15 protein-coding genes and 1 pseudogene are annotated in these 19,912 nt (G+C 71.8%); 13 read left to right on the forward strand and 3 right to left on the reverse strand.

What is annotated here, in order from left to right:
• Positions 1–173 precede the first annotated feature (173 nt).
• The 3 genes and pseudogenes from SM611_RS07115 to pdhA all read right to left on the reverse strand — a co-directional run bounded on the left by SM611_RS07115 (position 174) and on the right by pdhA (position 3,664).
• Positions 174–1,457, reverse strand: coding sequence for a dihydrolipoamide acetyltransferase family protein (locus SM611_RS07115; RefSeq protein ID WP_371948186.1), 1,284 nt, complete (start codon positions 1,455–1,457; stop codon positions 174–176).
• A 98-nt stretch (positions 1,458–1,555) separates the two neighbouring features.
• Positions 1,556–2,545, reverse strand: a pseudogene (locus SM611_RS07120) (alpha-ketoacid dehydrogenase subunit beta); the annotation flags it as partial.
• Positions 2,546–2,557: 12 nt separating this feature from the next.
• Positions 2,558–3,664: a pyruvate dehydrogenase (acetyl-transferring) E1 component subunit alpha gene (gene pdhA / locus SM611_RS07125; protein ID WP_371948187.1), complete on the reverse strand. Its 1,107-nt coding sequence runs from the start codon at positions 3,662–3,664 to the stop codon at positions 2,558–2,560.
• A gap of 150 nt (positions 3,665–3,814) precedes the next feature.
• Between pdhA and SM611_RS07130 the strand changes: the two genes are divergently transcribed.
• The 13 genes from SM611_RS07130 (at position 3,815) to SM611_RS07190 (ending at position 19,740) form a co-directional block, all read left to right on the forward strand.
• A complete protein-coding gene (locus SM611_RS07130) occupies positions 3,815–4,441 on the forward strand; it encodes a GntR family transcriptional regulator (protein ID WP_371948188.1) in 627 nt (208 codons plus the stop codon).
• Positions 4,442–4,492: 51 nt separating this feature from the next.
• Positions 4,493–4,717 carry a carboxyltransferase domain-containing protein gene (locus SM611_RS07135; protein WP_371948719.1) on the forward strand — a complete coding sequence of 75 codons (225 nt, stop codon included), beginning with the start codon at positions 4,493–4,495 and terminating at the stop codon, positions 4,715–4,717.
• Positions 4,714–5,298: a 5-oxoprolinase subunit C family protein gene (locus tag SM611_RS07140; protein ID WP_371948189.1), complete on the forward strand. Its 585-nt coding sequence runs from the start codon at positions 4,714–4,716 to the stop codon at positions 5,296–5,298. Before SM611_RS07135 ends, SM611_RS07140 begins: the two co-directional genes overlap by 4 nt.
• Positions 5,295–6,086, forward strand: a complete 792-nt coding sequence (locus SM611_RS07145) for a putative hydro-lyase (RefSeq protein ID WP_371948190.1) — start codon at positions 5,295–5,297, stop codon at positions 6,084–6,086. The genes SM611_RS07140 and SM611_RS07145 overlap by 4 nt, the downstream gene beginning before the upstream one ends.
• A gap of 19 nt (positions 6,087–6,105) precedes the next feature.
• A complete protein-coding gene (locus SM611_RS07150; protein WP_371948191.1) occupies positions 6,106–7,509 on the forward strand; it encodes a protein kinase domain-containing protein in 1,404 nt (467 codons plus the stop codon).
• A gap of 191 nt (positions 7,510–7,700) precedes the next feature.
• On the forward strand, positions 7,701–8,987 hold the full coding sequence (locus SM611_RS07155) for an ABC transporter substrate-binding protein (RefSeq protein ID WP_371948192.1): 1,287 nt from the start codon (positions 7,701–7,703) through the stop codon (positions 8,985–8,987).
• On the forward strand, positions 8,984–9,898 hold the full coding sequence (locus tag SM611_RS07160; protein ID WP_371948193.1) for a carbohydrate ABC transporter permease: 915 nt from the start codon (positions 8,984–8,986) through the stop codon (positions 9,896–9,898). The genes SM611_RS07155 and SM611_RS07160 overlap by 4 nt, the downstream gene beginning before the upstream one ends.
• Positions 9,895–10,785: a carbohydrate ABC transporter permease gene (locus SM611_RS07165; protein ID WP_371948194.1), complete on the forward strand. Its 891-nt coding sequence runs from the start codon at positions 9,895–9,897 to the stop codon at positions 10,783–10,785. Before SM611_RS07160 ends, SM611_RS07165 begins: the two co-directional genes overlap by 4 nt.
• Positions 10,785–13,076, forward strand: coding sequence for an alpha-xylosidase (gene yicI / locus SM611_RS07170; protein WP_371948195.1), 2,292 nt, complete (start codon positions 10,785–10,787; stop codon positions 13,074–13,076). Before SM611_RS07165 ends, yicI begins: the two co-directional genes overlap by 1 nt.
• On the forward strand, positions 13,076–14,443 hold the full coding sequence (locus SM611_RS07175) for a GH1 family beta-glucosidase (RefSeq protein ID WP_371948196.1): 1,368 nt from the start codon (positions 13,076–13,078) through the stop codon (positions 14,441–14,443). Before yicI ends, SM611_RS07175 begins: the two co-directional genes overlap by 1 nt.
• Complete coding sequence (locus SM611_RS07180) at positions 14,440–15,627, forward strand: MFS transporter (RefSeq protein ID WP_371948197.1); 1,188 nt, start codon at positions 14,440–14,442, stop codon at positions 15,625–15,627. The genes SM611_RS07175 and SM611_RS07180 overlap by 4 nt, the downstream gene beginning before the upstream one ends.
• Positions 15,628–15,654: 27 nt before the next feature.
• Positions 15,655–16,662 carry a LacI family DNA-binding transcriptional regulator gene (locus tag SM611_RS07185; protein WP_371948198.1) on the forward strand — a complete coding sequence of 336 codons (1,008 nt, stop codon included), beginning with the start codon at positions 15,655–15,657 and terminating at the stop codon, positions 16,660–16,662.
• Between the two features lie 90 nt (positions 16,663–16,752).
• The gene (locus tag SM611_RS07190; protein ID WP_371948199.1) at positions 16,753–19,740 is read left to right on the forward strand and encodes a glycoside hydrolase family 3 protein; all 2,988 of its coding nucleotides are present in this window, start codon (positions 16,753–16,755) and stop codon (positions 19,738–19,740) included.
• Positions 19,741–19,912: the final 172 nt, after the last annotated feature.

The following is a 19,912-nucleotide window of genomic DNA, read 5'->3' on the forward strand; positions in this document are numbered from 1 at the left end:
GCTGCGTCTGCCGCGACGCCGGATCGACCGGTCTCTTCGCCATGCCCGCCACTACTTCGCGCGCCGCGCCCGTCCTGATTGGTCGGCCTCGCCCGGTGGCCGGATACGGCCATCGCCGGACATGCCGCAGGGCCCCTCGCCGGACGGGCGGGGGACCCTGCGGGCGCGCCGGGCTAGGCGACGATGAGGAGCGGGTTCTGGAGCAGGTTCGCCAGGTGGTCCAGGAACTTCGCGGCCGTGGCGCCGTCGGTGGCGCGGTGGTCGACCGACAGGGTCACCGCCATGCGCTTGCCGGGGACGACCTCGCCGTCGCGGACGACCGGCTCGTCCCGGATCGCGCCCACCGCCAGGATCGCGGCCTCCGGCGGGTTGATCACCGCGGAGAACGAGTCGACGCCGAACATGCCGAGGTTGCTGACGCTGAACGTGCCGCCGCTCATCTCGTCGAGGGAGAGCTTGCCGTCGCGCGCCCGGCCGGCGAGCTCGCGGGCCTCCCGGCCGATCTCGGAGACGCTCTTGCGGTCCGCGTCCTTGACGACGGGCACGACGAGGCCGTCCTCGACCGCGACCGCGACGCCGACGTTGACGCGCTTGTGGAAGAGCAGGTTCTCCTCGGTGTAGGAGACGTTCACCGCCGGGTGCTCGCGCAGCCCGGTCGCGACCGCCTTCACGATCAGGTCGTTCACGCTGACCTTGGCCGGGGCGAGCGCCTCGTTCAGCGTCCCGCGGAACGCCAGCAGCGCCTCGGCGTCCACCTCGCGGTTCAGGTAGAAGTGCGGCGCGTCGCGCTTGCTCTCGGTCAGCCGCTTGGCCGCGACCTTGCGGAAGCGGTTCAGCGGGACGGCCTCGACGTCCGGGTCCTCCGCGCGGGCCTGGACGGGCGGAGCCGGCGGCGCGGGTGCGGGGGTGGCCGCGGGAGCGGCCGGCGCCTCGGCCGGGGCTCCGCCGCGGATCGCGGCCTCGATGTCGGCGCGGACGATGCGCCCGCCCGGACCCGATCCGTTCAGCGTCGCCAGGTCGATGCCGTGGTCGCGGGCCAGCCGCCGCGCCAGCGGCGAGGACGGCGGGCGCGACGCCGCGGAACGTTCCGGCGCCCGCGCGGGCGCCTCCGCGGCCGACGCCGGCGCCGGCTTGGCCTCCGACTCGGCCTCGGGCTTGGCCTCGGCGGGAGCGGGCTCCGGCTCGGGCTTGGCGGCCGGTTCCGCCGGCGCGGCACCGCCGCCGGCCGGCGCGATCCTGGCGATCGGGGCGCCGATCGCGGCGGACTCGCCCTCGGGCACCAGGATCTCCTCGAGCACGCCGGCCTCGTAGGCCTCGTACTCCATGACCGCCTTGTCGGTCTCGATGTCGACGATGACGTCGCCGACCGAGACCTCGTCCCCCGGCTGCTTCTGCCAGGAGCTGATGACGCCCTCCTCCATGGTGTCGGAGAGGCGCGGCATGAGGATGTCGGTCATGAAACGGTCTCCATCGATTCAGGCGACCGCAGCGGAGCACTGGCGGAGTGAGGATCGCGCTGCGGGGGTCTGGGGGTCGCCCCCCGGGCGGACTCGTGGCCGGTCGCGCGGAGCGTGTCGCGGACGGCGGTGAGCAGGGAGTCGGCGGACGGCAGCGCCGCCGACTCCAGGGACTTGGCGTACGGGAGCGGCACCTCGGCCATCGCGACGCGGCGGACCGGGGCGTCCAGCCAGTCGAACGCGCCCTCCTGGATGGTCGCGGCGATCTCGGCGCCGATGCCGTAGGTCAGCCAGTCGTCCTCGGCGACGACCGCGCAGCCCGTCTTGCGGACGGACTCGACGATGGTCTCCCGGTCCAGCGGGCGGAGGCTGCGCAGGTCGACGACCTCGGCGGACACGCCCTCGTCGGCCAGCCTCTCGGCGACCTCGCCGGCGACGCGCGCCATTCGGGAGTAGCCGATGATCGTGATGTCGGTGCCCTCCCGGGTGACGCCGGCGCGGCCGATCTCGGCGGGCTCGACGTCCTCGATCGCGCCGGGGATCTCGGCCTTGGTGTTGTAGAGGGCGAGGTTCTCCAGGAACAGCACCGGGTCGTCGTCGCGGATCGCGGCCTTCAGCATCGCGGACGCCTCGGCGGGCGTGGAGGGCGCGAGGACCTTCAGCCCGGGGATGAACGAGTAGAACAGCTCGACGTTCTGCGAGTGGGTGGCGCCGAGCTGCTGCCCGCCGCCGCCCGGGGTCCGGATCACCATCGGGACGCTGGCCTGCCCGCCGAACATCCCGTAGATCTTCGCGGCGTGGTTGACGATCTGGTCCAGCGCCAGCAGCGAGAAGTTGATCGTCATGATCTCGACGACCGGGCGGAGGCCGAGCATCGCGGCGCCGATCGCGGCGCCGACGAAGCCCTCCTCGGCGATCGGGGTGTCGCGGACCCGCTTCGGGCCGAACTCCTTCAGCAGCCCCTCGGTGATCTTGTAGGAGCCCTCGAAGAGCCCGATCTCCTCGCCCATCAGGAAGACGTTCTCGTCCCGCAGCATCTCGGCGCGGAGCGTGTCCCGGAGGGCCTGGCGGTAGGTCACGGTTGCCATCGGGGGTGCCTCTCAGGAGCGGAATACGGGGTCGGCGGGGAACCGGCGCAGGTCGCCCGCGACCGGGGTCGCGTAGGTGTAGTCGAACAGCGTGGAGATCTCGGGCGCCGGGCTCTCGTCGGCGAACTTCGCGGCCTCGTCGACCTCGGCCGTGACCTCGGCGTCCAGCCGGTCGCGCTCCTCGTGCGAGAGGACGCCGGCCTCCTCCAGGTCCAGTGCCATCTTGGCGAGGGGGTCGGCCGCCTTCAGGGCGTCCTTCTCCTCCTTGGACCGGTAGCGGGCCGGGTCGACGACCGAGTGGCCCTTGAGCCGGGGGCTGAGGGTCTCCAGCAGGTACGGCTTGCTCTCCGACCGGGCGCGCTCGACGGCCACGCGGGCGGCGTCGCGCACGGCGACCACGTCGGCCCCGTCCACGCGGGCGCTCTCCATCCGATAGGCGGCGCCCCGCTTGTACAGCTCGGGCTCGGCGCTGGACCTGTCCACGGTGGTGCCCATACCCAGGCCGTTGTTGATCACGACGAAGACGATCGGGAGGTCCCACAGGCCGGCGATGTTCAGCGATTCGTGGAACGCGCCGATCGCGGCCGTCCCGTCGCCCATCTGGCACATGACGATCTCGTCGCCGCCCTTGTAGGAGACGGCGAGCGCCGCGCCGGTCGCGAGCGGGAGCTGCCCGCCGACGATGCCGTACCCGCCGAGCAGGCGCGTCTCGAAGTCGAACAGGTGCATCGACCCGCCCCAGCCCTTGGACACGCCGGTGGAGCGGCCGTACAGCTCGGCCATGACCCGGTCGGCGCCGATGCCCTTGGCGATGGCGTAGCCGTGCTCGCGGTAGTTCGTGAAGAGGTAGTCCGTGGGGCGCAGCGCGGCCATCAGCCCGACGACCGTGGCCTCCTCGCCGAGGTTCAGGTGGCAGTAACCGCCGATCTTCGCCTCGGTGTAGGCGCGGGCGGCGCGCTCCTCGAACCGCCTGATCAGCAGCATCTGCCGGTAGTAGCCGACGAGCGTCTCGGCGTCCTCCGCCGGGACCTTCGGCGGTGTCGCGGCGGACCCGGGCTCCGCGTCCTCGCCGCGCGTTCTCCGGCCTCGCGCCGGAGCGGCCTTGACGGTCTCAGCCATCGGCGACCTTCCTCTGTCCGGGGCAGCGTCGTAGGATCCCCACAACACTCCCGATCATCATTGATCTATGATCGATCATATTCCACGGAGTCAGGATTCGCCTACCCCATCACGAGGTACTTACCCATCGTGGCGCTACGATCGAGTTTCGTGAACACGCCCGCCCAGCTGCTCCGCACCGGACTCGCCGACCAGATCCGGGAGTTCATCGTGGAGGGCATCAGCTCGGGCCGGTGGGAGCCGGGCGAACGCGTCGTCGAACGCCGGATCGCCGCCGAGCTGGGCGTCAGCCAGGGCCCCGTCCGCGAGGCGCTCCGCCAGCTGGAGGCGCAGCGGCTCATCGAGTCGCTGCCGAACCGGGGCGCGCGCGTCCGCGACTTCACCGAGCGCGACCTCGCCGAGATCTTCCCCGTCCGGGCCGGGCTGGAGCGGACCGCCGTCGAGCTGGCGCTGCCCCGCCTCGCCGGCTGCGTGGACGCCCTGGAGGAGCACAACGACCGGCTCGCCGCCGCCGCGCGGGACGGCGACCTGCAGGAGCAGATGCGGCTCAGCATCGCCTTCCACCGCGAGATCGTCGAGACCGCCGGCAACCGGCTGCTCGTCTCGGTCTGGGAGGGGCTCGGCATCGAGCTGTGGACGACCCTGTCCCTGCGCCTGCACCAGACGGAGATCTACTCCAAGTCCGCCGAGCACGCGGAGCTGATCGAGGCGTTCCGCCGGGGCGACCCGGAGGCGCCGCAGCTCCTGCACGACCACGTCATGAACTACGCACCGTAGCCGCGCCCGGCTCCGGCCGCGTCACTCCTTGTCGCGGTAGGCCTTTGTGAGCTGCGCCTCCGCGTCGTCCAGGTAGCAGCGCAGCTCCCGCGCGTCCGCGTCCCGGCGGGCGCGGTCGGCCTCGCCGGGCGCTTCAGCGGCGTCTACCCGGTCGAGTCCCCGGGCGGCTGGCGGCTCATAGGGCGGACGGAGGCCGTCCTCTGGGACCTCGACCGCGACTTGCCCGCCTTGCTCCGCCCCGGAGTCACCGTTCGTTTCGTCGAGCGGGAACCATGAAGCGGGGCCTGGACGTTGTGCAGACAGGGCCGCTGGCGATAGTCCAGGACCTGGGACGACCGGGTCACGCGGCGCTCGGTGTGGGGGTGTCGGGCGCCGCGGACCCGGCTTCTCTGCGGCTCGCCCACCGCGCCGTGGGCAACCCGCCCGGCGCGGCGGCGACCGAGGTCGCCTTCGGCGGGCTGCGCGTCCGCTGCCGGGGCGGCCTCTTCGCGTCGGTGACCGGCGCGCCCGCCCGGCTGCTGGTCGGCGGGCGTCCCGAAGCCTGCTTCTCGGTGTTCCACGTACCGGACGGCGCCGAACTCCGCATGGGCGTCCCCGCCGCCGGGCTCCGCAGCTACCTGGCGGTGCGCGCCGGCCGGGGCGAACTGCCCAGCGAGGGGACGGTCGCCGGGGCGCTCCAGGTGCCGCCGTCCGGGCAGCCCGTGCTGTTCCTCGCCGACCATCCGCTGACCGGCGGGTATCCCGTCATAGCGGTGGTCGCGTCCGCCGACATCGGACGCGCCGCCCAGGCCCGCCCCGGGCAGCGGCTCCGCTTCCGGCCCCACCCGGCCCCGAACCTCGGAGAGGACCGACCATGACCGCACCGATCGACCCGGGCGCCCTCGGCCCGGACCAGGCCCGCGCGCTGTTCCGGGCCGGCCTGCGCGTCCCCACGTCCGGCTGGTGCGCGGGCTGGACGCAGGCGAACCTCATCGGCGTGCCGCGCGAGGACGCCTACGACCTGCTGCTGTTCGCCCAGCGCAACCCCAAGCCGTGCCCGGTCCTGGACGTCACCGAACCCGGTGGGACGTCCGCCTCGCTGTTCGCCGGGGACCTGCGCACCGACCTGCCCGGCTACGTCGTCTACGAGCACGGCGAACCGGTCGCCGAGGTCGCGGACGCGACCCCCTACTGGCGCGAGGACCTCGTCTCGTTCCTCATCGGGTGCAGCTTCACGTTCGAGGACGCCCTCCGCGAGGCGGGCGTCCCCGTCCGGCACATCGAGCAGAACCGGAACGTCCCCATGTACCGGACGAACCGGATGTGCCGCCGCGCGGGCGGGTTCGGCGGCCCGCTCGTCGTCTCGATGCGCCCGGTCCCGGCCGCGCAGGTGGCGGACGCCGTGCGCGTCACGGCGCGCTACCCGTCCGTCCACGGCGCGCCCGTGCACGTCGGCGCCCCCGTCGAACTCGGCATCGACGACCTGGCCGCGCCCGACTTCGGCGACCCGGTCGAGATCCGGGTGGACGAGATCCCCGTGTTCTGGGCGTGCGGGGTGACCCCGCAGGCGGCGGTGATGGCGTCCCGCCCGAAGCTCGCCATCGGGCACGCGCCCGGCCACATGGCGATCACCGACGCCCGCGACACCCGGTACCTCGTGCCCTGAGTCGGCATAGGCTGCGTCCATGCCCGAGACCGTCGCCCCGGGAGACGTCCTGGGGGAGCGCTACCGCCTGGAGCGGCCCCTCGGCACCGGCGGCATGGCGACCGTGTGGCGCGCGGTCGACCTGGTGCTCGACCGCGCCGTGGCCGTCAAGGTGCCCAAGGAGGGCTGGCCGGAGGAGTTCACCCGGCGGCTCCGCCAGGAGGCGAAGGCCGCGGCGGGGCTCACCCATCCGAGCATCACGGGCGTCCACGACTACGGCGAGCACGACTACGGCGAGCAGGGCTCCGTCCCGTACGTGGTCATGGAGCTGCTGGAGGGGGAGAGCCTCGCGGCGCGGCTGTCGCGCGGGCCGCTGCCGTGGCGGGAGGCGGCCGGGATCTGCGCCCGGGTCGCCGACGCGCTGGCCGCCGCCCACGCCGCCGGGATCGTCCACCGCGACGTCAAGCCCGCGAACGTCTTCCTCACCCCGGTCGGCGTGAAGGTCCTGGACTTCGGCATCGCTTTCACCGGACCGTCCACGCCCGGCGGCCCCCTGCTCGGCACGCCCGCCTACGTGGCCCCCGAACTGCCGGCCGGCGCGCCGCCCACCCCGGCCGCCGACATCTACTCGCTGGGCGTGGTGCTGCGGGAGTGCCTGGCCGGCGGCTCCGAGGTCCCCGCCGAGGTCGCCGGCCTCCGCCGCGACTGCCTGCTGGACGACCCCGAGACCCGGCCCTCGGCCCGCGAGGTGGCGCGCGTGCTGGCGGACGCCGCCGGCGTCCAGCTGGCGCAGCTGCCCCCGGACCTTCCCGCCGAGCAGGACCGCCGGGTGCCGGACGTGCCGGACGTTGCGGACGTCCCGGACGTGCCGGAGGGCGAGCACCAGCCGACGCGCGTCCTGGACGAGCCGCCGCCCCCGGAACCGCCCGCGGTCCTCCCGCCCGCGCGGACCCCGCCCGCGCAGGCCCCGGCGGCGTCGCCGCGCAAGCCGCTCGTCATCGCCGCCGCCGCGATCGGCGCCGCGGCGCTGGTGGCCGTCGTGCTGGCCGCCCTGGCGCCCGACTCGTCCGACCGGACCGCGGCGTCGCCGCCGTCCGGCAGCCCGTCGCCCACGCGGACCGCCGCGTCCGCGTGCTCGGTCTCCTACCGGGTGGACGGGACGTGGCCGGACGGCTTCCAGGCGACGGTGCGCATCACCAACCTGGGCGACGGCGAGATCGAGGGCTGGCGGCTCGGCTTCGAGTTCCCGGACGGCCAGGAGATCACCCAGCTGTGGAACGGCAGCCAGGCGCAGGACGGCTCGTCCGTCACGGTGACGGCGGCGGACTGGAACCGGTCGATCCCGCCGCACGGCACCGCCGAGTTCGGGTTCCTCGGCCGCCAGGACGGCGCCAACGGCGCGCCGGACAGGTTCACCCTGAACGGCGGCGCGTGCGGCGGCTGACCGCCCGATATGGGAGCGCTCCCAGCCTGTTCGCGCAGGTCAGAGCTGATATGGGGGAATCGGTGCCGGGCGCCCTATTGTCTCGCCCCTGGTCGAGGGCTTACCATCCGGGCAATCGAAGCGCTTCGACAACCTCTCGACCGGCACCGCGGTCCCACCCCCGGAGGAATCCCATGATCCCCATGATCCTCATGAGCAAGGCAGGCAGGAGCGCCGCCGTGCTCGCCGCCCTCGCCGCGGCGGCGCTGTCGCTCACCGCGTGCGGCGGTGACGGCGACGGCGGCTCCGGTGGCAAGGAGCTGAAGCTCTGGCACTACGAGGCCCCGGACAGCGCCATGGGCAAGGCGTGGAACGAGGCCGTCAAGGAGTTCGAGGCCACCCACCCCGGTGTGAAGGTGAAGTTCGAGGAGAAGGGCTTCGAGCAGATCCAGAAGACCGCGCCGATGGTGCTGAACTCCAAGGGCGCCCCCGACGTCATGGAGTACAACAAGGGCAACGCGACCGCCGGCCTCCTCTCCAAGCAGGGCCTGCTCACCGATCTGACCTCCGAGGCGACCAAGCGCGGCTGGGACAAGCTGATCAGCCCCAACGTCCAGGTCACCGCCAAGTACGACGCCAAGGGCACGATGGGCGGCGACAAGTGGTTCGGGATCCCGAACTACGCCGAGTACCTGCAGGTCTATTACAACAAGGACCTGTTCGAGAAGAACGACGTCGAGATCCCGAAGACCTATGACGAGCTCGTCGCCGCCATGGACGAGTTCGTCGCGAAGGGCGTCACGCCGCTGACCAACGCGGGCGCCGAGTACATCGCGCACCAGTTCGTCTACCAGCTCGCCCTGGACAAGGCCGACCAGAACTGGGTGAGCGCCTTCCAGCGCTACACCGGCAAGGTCGACTTCCACGACGCGGCCTGGACGGCCGGGGCGGCCACTTTCGCCGACTGGGTGAAGAAGGGCTACATCGCCAAGAACACGGTCAGCCTCAAGGCCGAGGACGCGGGCGTCGCCTTCATGAGCGGCAAGTACCCGATGATGTTCTCCGGCAGCTGGTGGTTCGGCCGGGTCGCGGCGGAGGCCAAGTTCGACTGGGAGACCGCCGTCTGGCCCGGCGCCAAGATGACGCTCGGCTCCGGCGGCAACCTGTGGGTCGTCCCGAAGGGGTCGGAGAACAAGCAGCTCGCCTACGACTTCATCGACATCACGATGAAGAAGAAGGCGCAGAACCTCCTCGGCAACGCGGGCGGCATCCCGGTCGCGGCGGCCCCGTCCGCCATCACCGAGCCGAAGGCCAAGAAGCTCATCGACGACTTCGACGGGCTGGCGCGGTCCGGCGGCCTCGCCTACTACCCGGACTGGCCCGTCGCCGGCTTCTACGACGTCTGGGTGTCGCAGGTGCAGAAGCTCATGAACGGCGAGTCGCCCGGCAAGGTGCTCGGCAACGTCCAGAAGGCGTACGAGGACGGCCTGCCCAAGTGACGGCGCAGGTCCGCGGCCGGTCGCGGGAGCAGTGGGGCTACCTGCCCTACCTGCTCCCCGGCCTGCTCCTCTTCACCGCCGTCATCGGCGTGCCGTTCCTGATGAACGTCGGGACGAGCCTCACCGAGTGGACGGGCGTCGGCTCCCCGAAGTGGATCGGGCTCGGCAACTACCGGGAGCTGGTCCGGGACGAGGAGTTCTGGGCGTCGTTCGGGCACAACGCCCTGGTCATCCTCGGGATGGCGATCATCCCGACGATGATCGGGCTGGTGCTCGCCGCCGCGCTGACCGACCTGATCGGCCGGCACTTCGGGGCGCGCGCGGCGAGCGTCCTGCGCGCCTGCGTCTACCTGCCGCAGGTGCTGCCGATCGTCATCGCGGGCGTGGTGTGGAGCTGGCTGCTGGCCCCCGAGAACGGCGCGGTCAACGCGCTGCTGGGCAAGGTCGGGCTCGGCTCGCTCGCGCACGACTGGCTCGGCGACCCGGCGACCGCGCTGTGGAGCGTCATCGGGGTGATGGTCTGGATCCAGATCGGGTTCCCGCTGGTCGTCTTCATGTCGGGGCTGCAGCGGGTCGACCCGTCGCTGTACGAGGCCGCGGAGATCGACGGCGCCGCCTGGCCGCGCCGGTTCTGGCACATCACGATCCCGCAGATCCGCCCGGAGATCTTCGTGGTGCTGCTGTGGACGACGATCGCCGCGCTGAAGGCGTTCGCGCAGATCTTCGTCCTGACGAAGGGCGGGCCGGGCGGCGCGACGAACGTCCCGGCGTACTACTCGTGGGTCCACTTCTTCGAGAAGTCGGACGTCGGCTACGGCTCCGCGATCGCGACCGTGCTGACCCTCGTCATCATCGCGCTGACCGTCGTCTTCCTGCGCATGCAGGGACGTGAACTGGGGGAGGAGCGATGACCGCGACACTGACGGGGAAGGCGGGCGCGCCGCCGCGCGACCGCCGGACCGCGCCGCGCCGCCGCCGGCGGGGGCCGTCCGCCTACGCGGTGCTGGTGGCGCTGACCGCGTTCGCGGGCGTGATGCTGATCCCGTTCGCGGTGGTGGTCTTCAACGCGTTCAAGACCCCGGAGGAGTACACCTCCAAGAGCCCGCTGGCGCCGCCGGACGGGTTCAACCTGGACGCCGTCCGCGCGTTCTGGGAGCGGACCGACTTCGGGCACGTCCTGCTGAACAGCGTCCTGATCAGCGGGTCCGTCGCCGTCCTCGCCGTGCTGCTGTCGGTGCTGAACGCCTACGCGCTCGGCGTCGGCCGCATCAAGGGCCGGATGTGGGTGCTGGTCCTGCTCCTCATGGCGAACACGGTGCCGCAGGAGGCGCTCGTCTACCCGCTGTACTACCTCTCCAAGCAGGTCGGCCTGTACGACACCAGACTCAGCGTGATCATCGTGTTCACGGTCATCCAGGCGGCCTTCGGCACCTACCTGCTGTCGTCGGTGCTGGCGGCGTTCCCGCGCCCGCTGCTGGAGGCGGCCCGCATCGACGGCGCCGGCCGCTGGCAGGTGCTGTGGCGGGTGGTCGTCCCGGTGGTGCGCCCGACGCTGTCGGTGCTGCTCGTCTTCTTCTTCGTGTGGACCTGGAACGAGTTCCTGATCCCCATGACCTTCCTGATCTCCAACGAGAACCAGACGGTCTCGGTCGCGCTCGGCGTGCTGCAGGGCCAGCGCCTCATGGACGCCACCATGTCCAGCGCCGCCTCCTTGCTCGGCCTCCTCCCGACCGTCGTCTTCTTCCTCATCTTCCAGCGCACTCTCTCGCGCGGACTGACAGCGGGGGCCATGAAGTAATGAAGTTCAGTGACGGGTACTGGATGATGCGCGCGGGTGTGCAGGCGTTCCATCCGGTGGAGGTCCTCGACGTCGACGCCGGGGCGCACTCGTTCACGGTGCACGCGCCCGTCCAGCGGATCCGGCACCGGGGCGATCTGCTCAAGGGGCCGGTGGTGACGGTGACATGCGAGTCGCCGATGCCGGACGTCGTCGGCGTCACCCTCACGCATTTCGCGGGGGAGCGGCGGCGCGGTCCGGAGTTCGAGCTGGCCGCCGATCCGGGCGGCGAGGTCTCGGTCGATGACGAGGCGGCGACGCTGACGTCCGGCGCGCTGTCGGTGCGGGTCGGGCGCGGGCGGGAATGGAGCGTCGACTTCCTCGCGGACGGACGCCGGCTGACCGGCAGTCCGCCCAAGGCGCAGGCCGTCATCGACACGAGCGACGGGCGGCATTACGTACGCGAGCAGCTCGATCTGGGCGTCGACCATTTCGTCTACGGGCTCGGCGAGCGGTTCGGCCCGCTGGTGAAGAACGGCCAGTCGGTGGACGTGTGGAACGCCGACGGCGGCACGGCCAGCGAGCAGGCGTACAAGAACGTGCCGTTCTACCTGACAAACGCGGGGTACGGCGTGTTCGTCGACCATCCGGGGCGCGTGTCGTTCGAGGTGGCGTCGGAGGCCGTCGCGCGGACGCAGTTCAGCGTCGAAGGCCAGTCGATGCGGTACTTCGTCATCTACGGGCCGTCTCCGAAGGAGATCCTGCGCAAGTACACGGCGCTCACCGGGCGGCCCGCGCGGCTTCCCGACTGGTCGTTCGGGCTGTGGCTGTCGACGTCGTTCACCACGTCGTACGACGAGGAGACCGTCACGTCGTTCATCGACGGGATGGCGGAGCGGAACCTGCCGCTCAGCGTGTTCCATTTCGACTGCTTCTGGATGCGCGAGTTCCAGTGGTGCGACTTCGAATGGGATCCGCGGGTCTTCCCCGACCCCGCGGGAATGCTGCGGCGGCTGCGTGAGCGCGGGCTGCGGATCTGCGTGTGGATCAACCCGTACATCGGGCAGCGGTCGCCCCTGTTCGAGGAGGGGCGCTCGCGCCGCTACCTGCTGACGCGCCCGGACGGCGGCGTGTGGCAGTGGGACAAGTGGCAGCCCGGCCTGGCGGTGGTGGACTTCACCAATCCCGAGGCGCGGGAATGGTACGCGGGCAAGCTGGAAGCGCTCATGGACATGGGCGTCGACTGCTTCAAGACCGACTTCGGGGAACGCATTCCGACCGATGTCGTCTACCACGACGGCTCCGACCCGGAACGCGCCCACAACTACTACACCTACCTCTACAACCGGACCGTCTTCGATCTGCTCCGCAAGAAGCGGGGCGAAGGCGAGGCGGTGGTCTTCGCGCGGTCCGCGACGGTCGGCGGGCAGCGTTTCCCGGTGCACTGGGGCGGCGACTGCGAATCGACGTTCGAGGCGATGGGGGAGAGCCTGCGCGGCGGGCTCTCGCTGGGCGCGTCGGGGTTCGGCTATTGGAGCCACGACATCGGCGGGTTCGAGGGGACGCCCGATCCGGCGCTGTTCAAGCGCTGGATCGCGTTCGGGATGCTGTCGTCGCACAGCCGCCTGCACGGCAGCCATTCCTACCGGGTGCCGTGGCTGTTCGACGAGGAGTCGGTGGACGTCCTGCGCGACTTCACCCGGCTGAAGATGCGGCTCATGCCGTACCTGTCCGGCGCCGCCCGCCAGGCGTACGGGGAAGGGCTGCCGATGATGCGGGCGATGGTCGTCGAGTTCCCGGACGACCCCGCGTGCACGCACCTGGAGCGCCAGTACATGCTCGGTGACGATCTCCTTGTGGCGCCCGTGTTCTCGTCCGGCGGTGACATCTCCTACTACGTCCCGGCGGGCGTGTGGACGCACTACCTCACCGGCGAACGCGTGGAGGGCGGCCGGTGGGTGCGTGAACGGCACGGCTTCGACAGCGTGCCGCTGCTCGTCCGGCCGGGTGCGGTCATTCCGGAGGGCGCGGTGGAGGACCGTCCCGACTACGACCATGCGGACGGCGTCACCCTGCGCGTCTACGAGCCGTCCGACGGGGCCTCGGTCGTCACGCAGGTCGGCGACATCGCCTTCACGACGGTGAGAAACGGTGAAAACGTGCGCGTGACGGGCGAGGGGGCCTGGAACGTCCTTCTCGTCAACGCGCGCGTAGCGGCCGTAGAGGGCGGCGAGCGTTCGGACCATCCGCACGGCGTTCTCGTCAAGGCGACCGGTGATGAACTGGTCATCACACTGGAAGAGGAGAGCTGATGGGGTTCCCGCAAGGGTTCCTGTGGGGCGCGGCCACCGCCGCCTACCAGATCGAGGGCGCCGCCCAGGAGGACGGCCGGGCGCCGTCCATCTGGGACACGTTCAGCCACACGCCGGGCAAGGTCCTCGACGGTGACACGGGCGACGTCGCCACCGACCACTACCACCGGTGGCCGGAGGACATCGCGACGATGGCCGCCCTCGGCATCGGCGCCTACCGGTTCTCGATCTCCTGGTCGCGCGTCCTGCCGGACGGCACGCCGAACCGGAAGGGCCTCGACTTCTACTCCCGCCTGGTCGACGAGCTCCTCCGGCACGGCATCGCCCCGGTCGCGACCCTCTACCACTGGGACCTCCCGCAGCACCTGGAGGACGCCGGCGGCTGGCCCGAGCGCGACACCGCCCGCCGGTTCGCCGACTACGCCGAGCGTGTCGGACGCGTCCTCGGCGACCGCGTCCACACGTGGACGACGCTGAACGAGCCGTGGTGCTCGGCGTTCCTCGGCTACGCGTCCGGCGTGCACGCCCCCGGCCGCACCGACCCGGCCGCCGCGCTCGCCGCCGCCCACCACCTCAACCTCGCGCACGGGCTGGCCGTGCGGGCGCTGCGCGGCGTGTCCGCGCCGTCCGCGCGGCACTCGGTCACGCTCAACCTGCACCACGTGCGCGGCGACGCCGAGGCCGTCCGGCGGGTGGACGCGGTTGCCAACCGCGTGTTCCTCGACCCGATGCTGGGCCACGGCTACCCCGCCGACCTGCTGGACGACACGGCGTCCGTCACCGACTGGGGCTTCGTCCGCGACGGCGACGCGGAGATCATCGCCGCGCCCCTGGACGTCCTCGGTGTCAACTACTACTCGCCGACCCTCGTCCGTGACTGGGACGGGGTGTCCCCGCGCGCACACGCGGACGGCCACCGGCAGGGGGCGGCGTCGCCGTTCGTGGGCTGCGACCGCGTCGAGTTCGCCGAGCAGCCCGGCCCCTACACGGCGATGGGCTGGCCGATCGACGCGACGGGCATGGAGGAACTCCTTCTCCGGCTCCACCGCGAGTACCCGCACACACCGCTGATGGTCACCGAGAACGGCGCCGCGTTCGACGACGAAGTGGCGGACGGCCGCGTCCGCGACGACCGGCGCATCGCCTACCTGCGCGACCACATCGCGGCCGTGGAACGGGCCTGCGAGGCGGGCGCCGACGTCCGCGGCTACTTCGCCTGGTCGCTGCTGGACAACTTCGAATGGGCCTACGGCTACTCCAAGCGCTTCGGCCTCGTCCGCGTCGACTACACCACGGGGAAACGCACGTGGAAGGACAGCGCCCATTGGTACCGCGACACCATCGCAGAACGTCGCGGGAGCCCATGAGCGCGGCACGGGCACGGACGGCCGTGCTGGCGCTGTCCCTCGCCGCGTTCTGCTTCGTGTCGAGCGAGAGCCTGCCGATCGGGCTGCTCGGCCTCATCGCGGACGACCTGGACGCCTCCCCGTCGGCCGTCGGCATGCTCGTCACCGGCTACGGGATCGTGATCGCCGTGGTGTCCGTCCCGCTCGTGCGGATGACGTCCCGGATGGGTCGCCGCCGCCTGCTGACGGGCGTGATGCTCCTGTTCGTCGTGATGTCGTTCGCCGCCGCGGCGGCCCCCGGCTACGGGACGCTGCTCGGCACCCGGCTGGTGACCGCGCTCTCGCAGGCCGTGTTCTGGCCGGTCGCGGCGGTGGCGGCGGCCGGGCTGTTCCCGCCGGAGCGGCGGGGGAGGGCCGCCGCCTACGTGTTCGCGGGCGGGTCGCTCGCCGTCGTCCTCGGCGTCCCGCTCGGCACCTGGCTCGGCCGTGCCGCCGGCTGGCGCGCGTCGTTCGCCGCGCTCGGCGCGCTGTGCCTGCTGTCGCTCGCGGCCGTCGCCGCGCTGCTGCCGGGAGGGAGCACCGGCGGCGCGGGCACGGTCCCCGCGACCCGCCCGGACGCGCGCCGCTTCGTGCTGCTCATGGCCGCGGTCATGCTCGCGGTCGGCGGCGTGTTCGCCTGCTTCACCTACATCACCGAGTTCCTGACCGGCGTCAGCGGCTTCCCCGACGCGGCGATCAGCCCGCTGCTGCTGGCCAACGGCGTCGCCGACATCACCGGCCTGCTCATCGCCGGTCTCGTCGTGGACCGCGGCCCGCGCGCCCTGCTCGGCGCGGCGACCGGGGTGCTGGCGGCCGGAATGCTCCTGCTGTTCGCGTTCGGGACGGCCGCCGTCCCGGCGGTCGGCGGGCTCGTCCTGCTGGGGCTCGGGCTGCCCGCGTTCGTGACCGCGATGCAGGCCAGGGTCCTGGAGTCGGCACCCGGGGACACCGACGTGGCCTCGGCGTGGACGGCGTCGGCGTTCAACGTCGGCATCGCGGGCGGCGCGCTGCTCGGCGGCGCGCTCCTGCCGGTGACCGGGGTGCGCGGCACGGCCCTCGCCGGCGGGCTGCTCGCCGCCGCGGCGCTCGCGGTCATCGCGGCGGACGGACCGCCGCGCCGGCGCGTCCGGCCGCCCCCGCCGCGGCTAGCATCGAGTCCGCTTTGAATCGCTTCGACGCCGACGGGACGGTCCGTGGTCAAGATCACTGATGTGGCGCGGCACGCGGGAGTGTCGCCGAGCACGGTCTCCTACGTGCTGAGCGGCAAGCGCTCCATCTCCGAGGAGACGCGGCGGCGCGTCCGGGAGAGCATCCGCGAGCTGGGCTACCGCCCGCACGCGGGCGCGCGGGCGCTCGCCAGCAGCCGGTCCAACGTGCTCGCGCTGATGATCCCGCTGCGCTCCGGCATCGCGGTGCCCGTCGTCATGCAGTTCGCCGTGTCGGTGGTGACCGCCGCGCGCCGGCACGACCACGACGTCCTGCTGCTCACCCAGGAGGAGGGCGAGGAGGGTCTGCGCCGCGTCGCCGACAGCGCCCTCGTCGACGCGCTCATCGTCATGGACGTCCAGATGGAGGACCCGCGGCTGCCGCTGCTGCGCTCCCTGGACCGGCCGAGCGTGCTCATCGGGTTCCCCGCCGACGCCGGCGACCTGACCTGCATCGACCTCGACTTCCACGCCGCGGGCGCCGTCTGCGTCGAGCACCTGGCCGGGCTCGGGCACCGCGAGATCGCGCTGATCGGCTCGCCGCCCGAGGTGTACGCCCGGCAGACCGGCTACGCGCAGCGCGTCGCGGACGGGTTCGCCTCGGCGGTGGCCTCGCACGGCCTGAAGGGCGAGGTCCATCCGTGCGAGGCGACGGCGGACGCCGCCCGCGAGCTGGTCGCGCGGCTGCTCGCCGAACGCCCCGGGCTGACCGGCGTCCTCGTCCACAACGAGCCGGTCGTCGGCACGGTCGTGCGGGCGCTGCGCGCGGCCGGGCGGCGCGTCCCCGAGGACGTGTCCGTCGTCGCGATGTGCCCGGACGAGATGGCCGAGCACGCCGAGCCGCCGCTGTCGTCGGTCGCGATCCCGGCCGAGGAGGTCGGCGGGCGCGCCGTCGACCTGCTGATGGCCAAGCTCGACGGCGCCCCCGTCCCGGCCGCGACCCTGCTCCCGCCCACCCTGACCCGGCGCGCCAGCAGCGCGCCCGCCGCTCACTGACACCGACGACAAGGAGGGCCCGGGGCCTTTCGCGGCCCGTCATCGAAGCGCTTCGATACGTCATTCGGGGGCAAGTCCAGAGGAGAATCGGTGAACAGACCCCATCGAAACCCCCGTTCCCCCGGCCGGCGCAGCCGGTCGCTGACCCTCGTCCTGGCCGCCGCGCTGGCGGCCCCCCTCGCGTGGGCGGCCCCCGCCGCCGCCCGCGAGACCTACCCGTTCCGCGACCCCGGCCTGTCCGCGGACGCCCGGGTGGACGACCTGCTCGGCCGCCTCACCCTCGACGAGAAGATCTCCCTGCTCCACCAGTACCAGCCCGCGATCCCGCGGCTCGGCATCGGCCGGTTCAAGACCGGCACCGAGGCGCTGCACGGCGTCGCCTGGTCCACCGACGTCCACAACGGCGGCGCCGTCGTGACCGCCAAGGGCACGGTGTTCCCGCAGTCGGTCGGGCTCGGCGCCACCTGGGACCCGGCGCTGCTGAAGCGGGTCGGCTCGGCCGTCGGCGACGAGGCCCGCGGCTACAACAGCGAGGACCCCGACGTGTGGGGCCTGCAACTGTGGGCGCCCGTCGTCAACCTGCTGCGCGACCCGCGCTGGGGCCGCAACGAGGAGGGCTACTCCGAGGACCCGCTGCTCACCGGCCTGCTCGCCACCGCCTACGGGCACGGCATGCAGGGCGACGACCCGGACCGCCTCAAGACCGCGCCCGTGCTCAAGCACTACGTCGCCAACAACAACGAGATCCGCCGCGACCAGACGTCGTCGAGCCTGCGTCCCCGGGTGAAGAAGGAGTACGACGAGGCCCCGTTCAGGATCCCGCTCTCGCGGGACGCCGCGACCGGGATCATGACGTCGTACAACCTGGTCAACGGGCGTCCCGCGACGGTCACGCCGGACGCCGGGGACCTCGTCCGCTCGTGGACGGACCGGACGCTGTTCAACGTCACCGACGCGGGCGCGCCCAACAACATCGTCAACTCGCAGAAGTACTACCCGGACCTGGCCTCCGGTGACGCGGCCATCGTGAAGGCGGGCGTGGACAGCTTCACGACCGACGACACCAACTCGTCCATCACCGTCAGCGCCGTCAAGGACGCGCTGGCGCGCGGGCTGCTCGCCGAGTCCGACATCGACCGCGCGGTGGGCCGCATCCTGAGCATCCGGGTGCGGCTCGGCGAGTTCGACCCGGGCGGCGGCCGCTACGGGAAGATCACCAAGGACGTGGTCGACAGCCCGGCGCACCGCGCGCTCGCCCGGAAGGCCGCGGCCGAACAGATGGTGCTGCTGAAGAACCGGGGCGCCACGCTGCCCGTCCCGTCCGGGAAGGTGGCGGTCGTCGGGCCGCTCTCCGACACCCTCTACACCGACTGGTACTCGGGTTCGCTGCCGTACAAGGTCACTCCGCTGGACGGCATCAGGAACCGGGCCGGTTCGGTGACCTCCAGCGAGGGCGTCGACCGGATCGCGTTGAAGGACGTTTCGACCGGCAAGTACATCGCGGGCGGAACGGGGGCGGGCGCCGTTCTGAAGACCGGCCCGGCATCGGCCTCCGACGCGACGGCCCAATTCGACGTGTTCGACTGGGGCCAGGGCATCGTGACGCTGCGCAACGCCGCCAATGGAAAGACCGTCGGCCGCTACAACTGGGGCGACACGTTCGCCAACGACCAGGACCAGCCGAACGGATGGTTCGTCCAGCAGATGTTCAAGCTGGAGAAGCAGGACGACGGCGACCACCTCCTCCGCTACGCGGGCTACGAGAAGGCGTACGACTGGGCCGACCCGGCCAAGACGTACGTGAAGGCACAGGACGACGGGACGCTCGTCCTCACCACCAAGGACGGGGCTTCCCGTTTCGCCAAGGACGTCATCAGCAGCGGTGTGGAATCGGCGGTCAAGGCCGTGACGGGCGCCGGCTCCGCCGTCGTCGTGGTCGGCAGCATGCCGTTCATCAACGGCCGCGAGGACCACGACCGCACCACGATGGCGCTCGCCAAAGGGCAGTCGGAACTCATCAAGGCCGTCCGGAAGGCGAACCCGAACACGGTCGTCGTGGTGGAGAACAGCTATCCGACGACGCTCACCTGGGAGCAGGAGAACGTCCCGGCGATCCTGTGGACGAGCCATGCGGGCGCCGAAACGGGCAACGCGCTGGCGTCCATCCTGTTCGGCGACGAAAGCCCGTCAGGAAAGCTTCCGCAGACGTGGTACCGCTCCGAGCAGCAACTGCCCGACATCCTCGACTACGACATCATCAAGTCGGACCGGACGTACCAGTACTTCAACGGGAAGCCGCTCTACCCGTTCGGGTACGGACTCTCCTACACCACGTTCCGGTACGGCAAGCCGCGGCTGAGCACCCATTCGGTGGGACGCGACGGAACGGTGACCGTCACCGTGCCCGTCACCAACACGGGCAAGAAGGCCGGTGACGAGGTCGTCCAGCTTTATACGCACCAGCAGAAGTCGCGGGTGAAGCAGCCGCTGAAGGCGCTGCGCGCCTTCGACAAGGTGCACGTCGCCCCGGGGAAGACGGTGACGGCGACACTGCGGCTCGCCGCCTCGGACCTCGCCGTCTGGGACGTCACCCGCAACAAGTGGACGGTCGAGAAGTCGAGGCAGGACCTGCTGATCGGCTCCTCGTCCGCCGACATCCGGCAGCGCGCGACGCTCAGCGTGCGCGGCGAGCAGATCCCCGACCGGGACCTGTCCACACCGACCCGCGCCGCCGACTTCGACGACCAGAACGGCATCCAGGTGGTCGACGAGACGAAGGTGAAGGGCGACGCGGTGGCCGGCGCGGCGAACTCCTGGCTGAAGTTCGCGGACGCCGACCTCGGCCGCTCCACCGGCACGATCACCGCTCGCGTCGCGGGCATGTCGACGACGACGATCCAGGTTCGCCTGGACCGTCCCGACGGCTCGGTCGCCGGAACCCTGAACGTCCCGGCCACCGGCGACAAGTACACCTACAAGGAGATCAGCGCACAGTTCGGAAACGTCCAGGGCGTGCACGACGTCTACCTGGTCTTCACCGGCGAAACCCGCCTGAGCACCTTCTCCCTCACCCGATGAAAGCCCCGGCCCGCCCCGGTTCCGCCGGGGCGGGCCGCTCCGCCGCAAGTCCGCTGCAAAGGACGCCATCCATGCGTGCCAACAGTCCACTGATCAAGCGAGGCGCCGCAGGACCGGCTCAGGCGGATGATGACCGCTTGTCACGCCCCCCGCCCGACCACTTCCCGGCCTA

This window comes from Actinomadura monticuli, from assembly GCF_041463655.1.
Taxonomy (GTDB): domain Bacteria; phylum Actinomycetota; class Actinomycetes; order Streptosporangiales; family Streptosporangiaceae; genus Spirillospora; species Spirillospora monticuli.